Below are 10,621 nucleotides of genomic sequence, written 5' to 3'. Positions count from 1 at the left end.
GCAACATGTGAAATGAAAGCTACTGGAATTGTACGTCGTATTGATGACCTAGGCAGAGTTGTTATTCCAAAAGAAATTAGACGCACACTGCGAATCCGTGAAGGAGATCCGCTTGAAATTTTTGTTGACCGTGATGGTGAAGTGATATTAAAGAAATATTCACCCATTAGTGAGCTTGGCAATTTTGCAAAAGAGTACGCAGAGTCATTGTTTGAAGGAACGGGTCATATAACGGTTATTTCTGATCGAGATACGTTTATTACTGTATCTGGAGGATCTAAGAAGGAGTATCTAGATAAACAAATTGGGGTACTTATTGAGAATTGTATGGATAATCGCAAGACATTACTGGAAACGAATCAAGGCGACTATGAAGTCTGTAAGGACCACCAAGAGACACTTTCATCCTTTGTCGTTGCACCGATTATATCGAGTGGTGATCCAATCGGGTCCGTTATCTTTATGAATAAAGATGAATCCGTGAAGATGGGACAGATGGAAGTTAAGATGGCTGAGACAGCAGCTTCGTTCTTAGGCAAACAAATGGAACAATAGAATATCTAAACCATCCAATTCCCGTTATCCTTCGTTCCGATTCATGGAACAAGAGACGGGAGTTTTTGCGTATCGCTACTTTCAGCTATAATAGAGGTAGTTCAAGAATTCATCTTTTGATCACGAAGTGTATCAAGGAGTCTGTTCGACATCGAATATTGAATTCAGCCGGTCCTTCCGGTGCTCACGTAGGTATTACCTACGCTCCGCTCCTCAGTACCTAGCTTCAATCAATCTTCTCGGTGCTGAAAAGCTGAATTTTTGAACTCGCATTAATAGAGGTAGTTGTCTCCAAATAAGGACATAAAGTAGGGAAGAATCGATGAGGAAAACCAATACAGCTTCTAGAATCTTGCACGGAGCATTTATTCTGACGATAGCGAGCATTCTCTCGAAGTTAATTGGCACGTTACAGAAGGTTCCTTTGCAGAATATAGGCGGGGATGCAGTGTTTGGGATTTACAACACCATTTACCCCTTCTATTCCCTAATGATTACCATCGCTATGGCGGGAATCCCAATCGCTATTTCTAAATTCGTAGCAGAGAATGAAGCCGCTGGAAACGCCGGAGAAAGCAGGAGAGTGCTTCGTCTATCTTCATTGCTGATTGGTTCGCTCGGCATTGCACTTGGAATCTGTACCTATATCGGTGCTCCAATAATTGCGCGTCTTATTGACAACTCTCATGTGGTTCTTGCTATCAGGTATGCTTCATTAGCCTTTTTGTTTGTTCCCATGATGTCATTGTTACGCGGATTCTTTCAAGGGCATCAGAATATGGTGCCTACGGCTATTTCACAGATTGTAGAACAGAGTGTACGTGTGAGTGTGATGATTCTGCTGCTATTGTATATGACCGCAAGACAAGCAGGGCCAGAGACGATTGCAGCAGGGGCATTACTTGGTTCGGCTGCAGGCGGGGCTGCAGGGTTTCTAGTCATGTTGGTATATTGGCGAAGGTATGTTACAAGGGTAGGGGCGCTGGATGCGACGGCGGGAACACAGATAAAGGGGGCAGCTAGGGCAGCTCAAACGATAGAAAGAACAACATCCGTGGAGAGCTCTTGGCGCCTCCTGAAGAGAATATTGGTGTTTGCCATCCCTATTTGTCTAGCTTCCTTGGCCATTCCATTAATGAGCTTAGTCGATACATTTACGTTACCCCGCTTACTCAAATCAGATGGGTTTAGTGAGACAGGAGCGATGATTCAGTTCGGGGTCTATAATCGCGGCATTCCACTTGTTCAACTGGTGACCATGCTTGCGACGTCGCTCTCTGTATTATTCATTCCAGCACTAGCTGAAGCAAGAATCCAAGGAGATAGCATGCTTGTAAAGAGTCAGGTTCGTCTATCCCTTCGTTGGTTCTGGCTTATTGGACTTGCCGCGTCGGTAGGGCTATGCGTACTGGCCACACCGATCAACATAATGTTGTATCAGGATGCTACAGGCACGGATACGATGCGCTGGATCGCCTTTACGGCGGCGTTCAGTACAGTGAGCTTGATCTCTGCAGCGCTCCTGCAAGGCATCGGTGTGGTGAAGGCGCCTGCGGTGCATCTGCTCGTCGGCGCTGTAGCGAAGATACTGCTCAATCTGCTATTGGTGCCGCAGTTGGGCATCACTGGTGCCGCTATCGCTGGCGTAGCGGCACACGGCCTAGCTGCAGCGCTCAATGTTGCGCTGCTTGTCCGGAGCACTGGCTTGTCTGTTCGCGCCGGCGCTGTACTGGCCAAGCCGGCGCTTGTGCTTGCCGGCTTGGCCAGCGCCGCAGGCAGCGCCCAATGGGCGGCTGGTGTAACGCTAGCAGCACTTGGTCTCCATTCGGGGCGGCTAGTCGCTACGATTGAAGGTGTTAGCGGGGTCGTCGCAGGTGCGACCATGTTCGTGGTGCTCATCGCGCTTACGAAGTTGATCAGCGAAGAAGAGCTTCGTATGCTACCGAAGATTGGCCATAGACTGGCAGATCTACTCAAACAACTACACATCATGCGTTAGGGAATGGATAATAGAGGTAGTTCAAAAAGTCATCTTTTGATCACGAAGTATAGCAGGGGGCGTATTCGACATCGAATATTGAATTCAGCCGGTCCTTCCGGTGCTCACGTAGGTACTGCCTACGCTCCGCTCCTCACTCCCTATCTTCATTCAATCTTCTCGGTGCTGAAAAACTGACTTTTTGAACTCGCACTAATAGAACAATAGGCATTATATTATGATAGCGGGGGATGAGTGATGAGTTCCATATTGACAGTTGTAGGTTTAGGATCAGGAAACTCCGATAGGCTCACAGTAGGGATTATGAAAATATTACAGAACGCTTCAAGTGTATATGTGAGGACCAAAGAGCACCCTGTTATTTCAACGCTTGAAGAATGGAATGTGTCGCTTCAATCTTTTGATGAAGTGTATGAAACTTATGATTCCTTTCCTGAGGTGTATGATACGATTGCTAATCGATTGATCGGCAAGGCTCTTGAAGGTGAAGCGGGGACAGAAATTGTGTATGCCGTTCCAGGTCATCCTATGGTGGCAGAGTCCACAGTACAACTGTTACGTGAACGTTGCCCCGAGCATGGTATTACATTACAAGTGTTAGGTGGAGAGAGTTTCTTGGATGAAGCCTTTACAAGACTTGGGTTCGATCCGATTGAAGGCTTTCAGCTATTAGATGCTGTGGGACTCAGTAGTATACTTATACAGCCACAGCTCCATACTTTAATTGGACAGGTCTATGACAGCTTTACGGCTTCGGAGGTGAAGCTAAGTCTTATGGAGGTCTATCCAGATGATTACATAGTTACTGTGGGTCATGCTTTGGGTGTAGAAGGACAGGAAAGCATTTTACATGTGCCATTATATGAATTGGATCGTGTAGAGGGATTCGGTAATCTTTCTCTAGTATATGTGCCTAAAAGTGATGAGGATCAGCTTCGACAACGTACATTTGAGCGACTGCATGAAATTGTCGGTATTCTCCGAAGCCCAGAGGGATGCCCTTGGGATCAGGAGCAAACACATGACTCGATACGTAAGAACCTTATTGAAGAGACCTATGAAGTGCTAGAGACCATTGATGAGGATGATCCAGAGCATATGCAAGAGGAGTTAGGCGATCTACTGTTGCAAATTCTCCTGCATTCACAAATGGAGGAGGAGAATGGAACATTTAACGTGTATGATGTTATTCAGGGCATTAATGATAAGTTAATATTCAGACACCCACATGTATTTGGAGATGTTGTTGCACGAGATGCCGAATCTGCTCTGAATAACTGGGAGAAGATGAAAGCGGAGGAGAAGCTGCGCAAAGGATTGAAATCGGAGAAGGTATCTGTACTGGACGGAATACCACGCGATTTACCAGCCTTGATGAAGGCGTACAAGCTACAGAAAAAGGCAGCAAAAGTAGGATTCGATTGGGATCACATTGATGGTGTATTTGCTAAAATTGAAGAAGAGTTAATCGAGTTACGTGAAGCTATTGAGCAGGGACAAAGTCGGGAAGAGCAAGTGTTAGAGCTTGGTGATTTACTATTTGCTGTTTCGAATGCAGCTCGGTTTATTCATACAGATCCTGAAGAAGCGTTATCGAAGACGAATCAGAAATTCACGCAACGATTTCATTTTATTGAGGCCTATTTACAAGAACAAGGAAGATCTATCGAAGATAGTACACTTATAGAAATGGAAGAACTATGGAGTATAGCAAAGACACAAATCGTCAATAAATATCAAAATCTGAACTAAAAATATAAAAAACTACAGCGTTAAAGAAGGATTATGAACCTTAATCAAGAATACCCATATAGTGCAATTGGTTTAAGATATCTTTAGGAGGTAATGAATAATGAACAAGACTGACCTTATTAACAACATTTCTGACAAAAGCGGTTTGACTAAGAAAGATGTGGAATCCGTATTAAACAGCTTTTTAAGTGAGGTTACGGATGCGTTAGCAGGTGGAGATAAAGTACAGTTGATCGGGTTCGGAACATTTGAAACTCGCAAACGTGCAGGACGTACTGGACGTAATCCACAAACAGGTGTTGCGATTGAAATAGCGGAATCTACTGTTCCAGCATTCAAAGCAGGTAATAAACTTAAAGAAGCCGTAAAATAAGTATGAGAATTGATAAATTCCTGAAAGTTTCAAGGTTAATCAAACGGCGTACGGTAGCAAAGGATATTTCGGAACAAGGTCGAGTCCTCATCAATGGTCGGGAGTCTAAACCTAGCAGCGCGGTAAAAGTGGGCGATGAGATCACTGTCCAATTTGGCCAAAAGCTGGTCACGGTTCGAGTTGAAAGGCTTGCCGAAAGTACTCGTAAAGAAGAGGCTGCAAGCCTCTACACCTTGATTAAGGAAGAGCCAATTGCTAGAGATAACACTCTAGACTGGCAATAGATATACAAGTGATGATGGAGCGCCCTCTTCTTTGTGAAGAGGGCGCTCTTTTCTAACATATAGGCTATGTTAATTTGTTACTTAGATAGAAAGGTATATAAAAATACAAAGTCGAATAAGAAAAGTATGTTAGTTGATCTTTTTACATTTAGTTCGTATATCAAATACGTCGTTACGATTAATGAAAAGGGAGATGTGTAGATGTTCTTTATGTTTATCTGTCTTATTTTTGTTAATATCTCGACAATTACGTATAGTAAAGTCGGGATTTCAAATCCATATTCTAAAGGTTTCGTTCTGACTATTGTTTTATCCGTTGTAGCTGTCGTCTGCCTTGCCCAAAACTATACCCAGAGCCTCATCCCAGAAGCAAATGATGGAATTGGAGTTTCAAATAAAGTAGCGTAGTGGATACTTGGCAAAGACGGCTGGTCTCAGGGAAAGTTTCGAAGTTTGTTTGAGAATTCGATTTATTTGACTCTCATTTTAATTTTTGCATACCCAGTAGTTCTTACACTTGAGTCGAAATTAAAAAAGAAATTATTAGGGGGAGCAGAGTAATGGAGAGAAACTATATAAACTTTCTAACGGAAATGGAAGACCCTATTCTTCCCAAAACGTCACTTTTGAAATTCTAACGGAAGTGGTGGACCTTATTTGGTACTTTTCTCTGGATTTAGGCCGTTTATTCGTATATAGAGGCCTGTGGTTCCGTTAAAATTTCATATTGGTGTTTTCTCATGAAATAAGGTCGCTATGTTCCGTTAGAAATCTGATACCGCGATAGCTTACCACTTCCATCGCATGATACCCACGCTAGTAACCTTTTCATGATCCTAAAATACTTGCCCCTTCCGAAGTTCTAATGCGATAGCGCCCGCCATAAGCTATCTGTATAAGGAGGGGTACATGCTATGATTGAACAAGGTAAAGCTAAGAGCCATGATCTCCAAATGCAGAACCGTAGGCAGATTCATATGACAGGCGTTCAGAATGTGGAGAGTTTCGACAGTGAGCAGTTTATATTGCAGACCGAGCTGGGTCACTTGACGATTAAGGGTCAGAATTTACATATCAAGAATTTAAGTCTGGAGAATGGCTTGCTCTCTATCGATGGGCTAGTGCATTCCCTTGTGTACGTGGAACCCGGGTCTCAGCATAGTAAAAATAAAGGAATGCTAGGCAAGTTATTTAGATGAATCCCTATGCTCAGTGGATAACATTGCTCTGGATGTTATTCTCAGGGGCTATGATGGGACTGGTCTATGACAGCTACCGGGTGTTGTCCAACCAGTTCCGCTTTCCCAAATGGACAATCCATCTAATGGATCTGATATATTGGTGTGGGATGGCAGTCTTTGTTTTTCGAATGCTCTATATTAGTAACCAGGGAGAGCTACGATTTTATGCATTTCTAGGATTGTTTTTAGGGATTTGGAGCTATTTTTTAATCTTAAGTGTTACAACACAACGATTTGTGGTAATGTTAATAAAGGTAATTCAATTTGTATTGTATACACTGCAGCGATTACTCATAGTCCTCATATGGATACCCATCAGAACGATATATCGTGTAGTCGTAACAATATTGCGTGTGATAGGGACATTATTGATGTTCATTCTGGGCATTCTATTACGATGTTTATATCCATTCTGGAAACTGCTGAAATGGGCGACTTTACCGGTGATATCTAGGCTAAGTAATCAAACCTGGATGAAGAAAGTAAAGAAGGTATGCGTTGAGTTGTGGAATCGTTGGTCATAAGGAGGGTTCATTCATGGGCAGATATGCCTCGCAAACATCAAGAAGTCAACAGTCAACTAAATATGCAGGCGGGCGCAGACGTTTGACCATATGGGTGTGCTTTATGATTTTCTTTCTGGGCTGGGTAGGCTATACTCTTATGAATCAGAGATCACAGATAGCTGATATTAATATGGAGTTGGTGAAGAAGGAACGTACTCAGGCCGAATCAGACCAGTCTGTATTACAATTAGAATATGAAGTTAATCGATTACAGGACCCTGAATATATCGGGCAACTGGCGCGTAAGGATTATGGTCTATATAGACCTGAAGAAACCCCGATTCGTCCGGATGTATCAAGCCCGTAATATAAGCGATAATGTAGGTCATTACTATATTGACCTTACTTTGCGCATTATGTATAATCAAATCACCACAGCCAAGATTTATAAATTTTGCTGTATATTTTTAAGGGAGGATCATTTTATTCTATGGCAATCGAAGTAGGCACTAAGTTAGAGGGAAAAGTGACAGGCATAACGCATTTTGGAGCATTTGTGGATCTGTCAGGAGGTGTCACAGGTCTCGTTCATATCTCAGAAATCGCTGATAATTACGTTAAAGACGTCAACGATCATTTGAAGATACATGATGTTGTGACCGTAAAGGTAATCAATGTCGACAAGGACGGTAAGATCGGACTATCCATCAAACAAACTGTTGACAAGCCAGTTGAATCTAGACCAGCAAGAAGTCCAAGACCTGAACGCAGCGGTAGTACTGGCGGTGGCAGAGAAGGCGGCGGTGGTGGAGAACGATTTAGCGGTGGCGGCGGCAGAGAAGGTGGCGGTGGTTTCAATCGCGGCGGTGATCGCGATCGTGGCGGGCGTTCATTTAAGCCTCCAGTTAACAAAGCTACATTCGAGGATAAAGTGTCGCGCTTCCTAAAGGATAGTGAAGAACGGGCATCGTCTATTAAGAAGAACACGGAATCCAAGCGTGGTGGACGTGGCGCTAAGCGCGTGTAATTGTAAATAATATAAGATAACCGTAGTAGGCGAAAGCCTCTACGGTTTTTTTGTCGCATAGAATAAATTAGCGACATCTTCCAACTGATTTCCAGTAATCTCATGTTCAATCGCTAGTTGGAAATGGCGGATTTCCCACTATTCGTAATCAATTGAGAATGATTATGGCAGATTTAAAGCGCTATACGTTAGGGGATTGGGGCCTATATGCGACATTCTGCGGGCAAGGCTTTTTTGTCGGAAATTTCTCAAAGGCCTGTCCGCTGTTCTGACAAACTTTCTCGTGAAGACCACTCTATAATGATACCAACAAACTTTATAAGGGTGGTGTCACAATTTTGGATAAGAGAAATATAGTAGATTTTCCTGGTGTTCAGGTGGCTGAAAGGTCACAGTCAGCTTATCAGGCCGAACCTTGGTTGACACGAATAACACAAGGGCGTGTTATTCGACGACTGGGTTATTTTTTGGCAACAAAGAAGTGGATGCTATTGCTGACACTCATGGGGTTCTTACTGGGCAAGGCCATGATATTGGATGAACTCTCCCCTTTTGCATTAGCATTCTTTGCTGTCATAGTCTTTATGAGGAGAGATTACCTCCCGATCGTTACGGTTGCGATCATTGCGGGCAGTTTATTCGCGCCATTTCCGGTAACGTTGTTAATTGTAGCTGAGATGTTCATCTTTTATCTCATTCATAAGGGTCTTGAATCTTTTGAACATGCAGAATTATCGTATGCGCCGCTGATGGTATTTATATGCACTTTCTGCGTTAATGTATTCTATCTTCTTTTAGGCCCATCACTTACATGGTATACATTGCTTATGATGACATTGGATGCAGTACTGAGCTTCGTGCTCACGATGGTTTTTATTCAAGCCATTCCGGTATTTACTTATCGCAATAAAAACTATCATCTGAAAAATGAGGAAGTTCTCTGTCTAATCATTTTATTAGCATCTGTTATGACGGGGGCAGTAGGTTGGAATATCTATTCATTATCGATTGAGCATATTCTTTCTCGTTATTTGATTCTGTTATTTGCTTTCGTGGGTGGAGCATCGTTAGGAGCTTCCGTTGGTGTCATTACAGGGCTTATTCTCAGTTTAGCTAATATTGCAGCCATCTATCAGATGAGTCTGCTCGCATTCTCCGGTATGCTCGCGGGGATGTTACGCGAAGGGCATCGAGCTATGGTAGCTATTGGGATGCTCTTAGGTTCATCTATTCTTTCGATTTATTTCATAGGGCCAGAGACTGTGATGACTTCTACTTGGGAGACATGTGCGGCCATTATCCTCTTTATGATGACACCTAAGGCCATTATTGGCATGATTTCTAAATATGTACCTGGAACCCAGGATCATACGAAGTCTCAGCATGAATATGCAAAGCGAGTACGTGATTTGACAGCAGATCGAGTTACGCAATTCTCTCAGGTGTTCAGACAGTTATCTCAAAGCTTTGGTCAAATTTCAGGTGCATCGGATGTTAGTAAGCGTACAGAAGAAATGGATCACTTCATGAGTGCTGTCTCAGAGGGAACATGTGCGGGATGCTTTAAGAACCAACACTGCTGGGATACGAAGTTCTATCAGACGTATAAATATATGACGGATATGATGAGTGCAATAGAGGATCAACCGGATCTTTCTCCTGATAAGTTGCCATCCGAGTGGAATCGAGTATGTCATAAGACAGGTGATGTTCTTGAAGTCATGAAGAAACAGTATCAGCTCTATCAACATGATATGCAGTGGAAACGCCAAATATACGATAGTAGGCATCTGGTAGCAGAACAATTATCTGGTGTATCTCAGGTCATGGACGATCTAGCCCAGGAGATCAAACGGGAAGGACAGGCTATGTATAAGCAGGAAGAAGAAATCAGGGCAGCACTGGAGAAGATGGGGTTATCGATACATGGGATCGATATTATCAACCTTGACTCAGGACATGTGGAGATAGAGATTGTTCACGCCTATATGAGAGGGTATGACGAGTGTCGCAAGATCATTGCTCCGCTTCTCTCCAATATTCTAGATGAACATATTGCTGTGGTGCAGGAGACAGCCTCTACTACTCGCGATGGACTAGCGACAGTTGTATTCGGCTCAGCCAAAGCATTCGAAATAACGACCGGAGTTGCAGGCGCAGCCAAAGGTGGGGATGTGTTCTCAGGGGACAGCTTCAGCACAGTGGAGATGGGTAATGGTACTTTTGCAGTCGCTTTAAGTGATGGTATGGGTAATGGAGAACGTGCGCGCCAAGAGAGTAGCTCGGCCCTTAATATATTGGAACAGCTTCTGCAATCGGGAATGGATGAGAAGTTGGCAATCAAATCTGTTAATTCTATATTACTACTTCGATCACCCGATGAAATATATGCCACGGTTGATATGGCATTGATTGATCAATTCACAGCGGAGACGACATTTATGAAGATTGGTTCGACTCCAAGTTTTATTAAAAGAGGCCAAGAGGTTATTCTCGTCTCCTCTAGTAATCTCCCGATCGGCATCATTCAGGAAATTGAAGTAGATTTAGTTACGATACAACTTCAAGCTGGAGATATTGTCATTATGATGACAGACGGTCTATATGATGCTCCGGGTCATGCGGTGAATAAGGAGATCTGGATGAAGAGAATTATTCAAGAGATCGAGAGTAATGATCCCCAATATATTGCAGAATGCTTGTTAGAGAAAGTGATTCGTTATCAGCAGAATCAAATTATGGATGACATGACCGTCGTTGTAGGCAAAGTAGAACGCTATCAGCCAAAGTGGGCAACACTTCATATTCCAGGATTGGAACGGCTAGAACGACCGCGCACAGTAAGTTAGCTTGTAGTATGGCATCACTTTTAAACTTTGGTTTG

The 10,621-nt window shown here is 43.2% G+C and carries 10 protein-coding genes; all 10 read left to right on the top strand.

What is annotated here, in order from left to right:
* The first annotated feature begins 12 nt into the window (after window positions 1–12).
* The 10 genes from spoVT (at window position 13) to spoIIE (ending at window position 10,586) form a co-directional block, all read left to right on the top strand.
* Window positions 13–555 (top strand): stage V sporulation protein T, encoded by a 543-nt coding sequence (gene spoVT / locus AC1TO8_RS21740; protein ID WP_482057700.1) that lies wholly within the window; start codon window positions 13–15, stop codon window positions 553–555.
* A 322-nt stretch (window positions 556–877) separates the two neighbouring features.
* Window positions 878–2,554, top strand: a complete 1,677-nt coding sequence (locus AC1TO8_RS21735; protein WP_482057699.1) for a putative polysaccharide biosynthesis protein — start codon at window positions 878–880, stop codon at window positions 2,552–2,554.
* Between the two features lie 237 nt (window positions 2,555–2,791).
* Window positions 2,792–4,306, top strand: coding sequence for a bifunctional methyltransferase/pyrophosphohydrolase YabN (gene yabN / locus AC1TO8_RS21730; RefSeq protein WP_482057698.1), 1,515 nt, complete (start codon window positions 2,792–2,794; stop codon window positions 4,304–4,306).
* Between the two features lie 100 nt (window positions 4,307–4,406).
* Complete coding sequence (locus tag AC1TO8_RS21725) at window positions 4,407–4,679, top strand: HU family DNA-binding protein (protein WP_438348304.1); 273 nt, start codon at window positions 4,407–4,409, stop codon at window positions 4,677–4,679.
* Window positions 4,680–4,681: 2 nt separating this feature from the next.
* Window positions 4,682–4,963: an RNA-binding S4 domain-containing protein gene (locus tag AC1TO8_RS21720; protein ID WP_482057697.1), complete on the top strand. Its 282-nt coding sequence runs from the start codon at window positions 4,682–4,684 to the stop codon at window positions 4,961–4,963.
* 914 nt (window positions 4,964–5,877) lie between these two features.
* Window positions 5,878–6,162: a sporulation protein YabP gene (yabP, locus tag AC1TO8_RS21715; protein WP_482057696.1), complete on the top strand. Its 285-nt coding sequence runs from the start codon at window positions 5,878–5,880 to the stop codon at window positions 6,160–6,162.
* On the top strand, window positions 6,159–6,728 hold the full coding sequence (yabQ, locus tag AC1TO8_RS21710) for a spore cortex biosynthesis protein YabQ (RefSeq protein WP_482057695.1): 570 nt from the start codon (window positions 6,159–6,161) through the stop codon (window positions 6,726–6,728). Before yabP ends, yabQ begins: the two co-directional genes overlap by 4 nt.
* Window positions 6,729–6,741: 13 nt before the next feature.
* Window positions 6,742–7,077 (top strand): FtsB family cell division protein, encoded by a 336-nt coding sequence (locus AC1TO8_RS21705; protein WP_482057694.1) that lies wholly within the window; start codon window positions 6,742–6,744, stop codon window positions 7,075–7,077.
* Window positions 7,078–7,200: 123 nt separating this feature from the next.
* Entirely contained in the window at window positions 7,201–7,737 is a 537-nt protein-coding gene (locus AC1TO8_RS21700) for a S1 domain-containing RNA-binding protein (RefSeq protein WP_482057693.1), read from the top strand.
* 419 nt (window positions 7,738–8,156) lie between these two features.
* The gene (gene spoIIE / locus AC1TO8_RS21695) at window positions 8,157–10,586 is read left to right on the top strand and encodes a stage II sporulation protein E (RefSeq protein ID WP_482057734.1); all 2,430 of its coding nucleotides are present in this window, start codon (window positions 8,157–8,159) and stop codon (window positions 10,584–10,586) included.
* The last annotated feature ends 35 nt before the right edge of the window (window positions 10,587–10,621 follow it).

The organism is Paenibacillus sp. Y859 (assembly GCF_056786405.1).
This window is presented reverse-complemented; position numbering and strand designations above follow the sequence as displayed.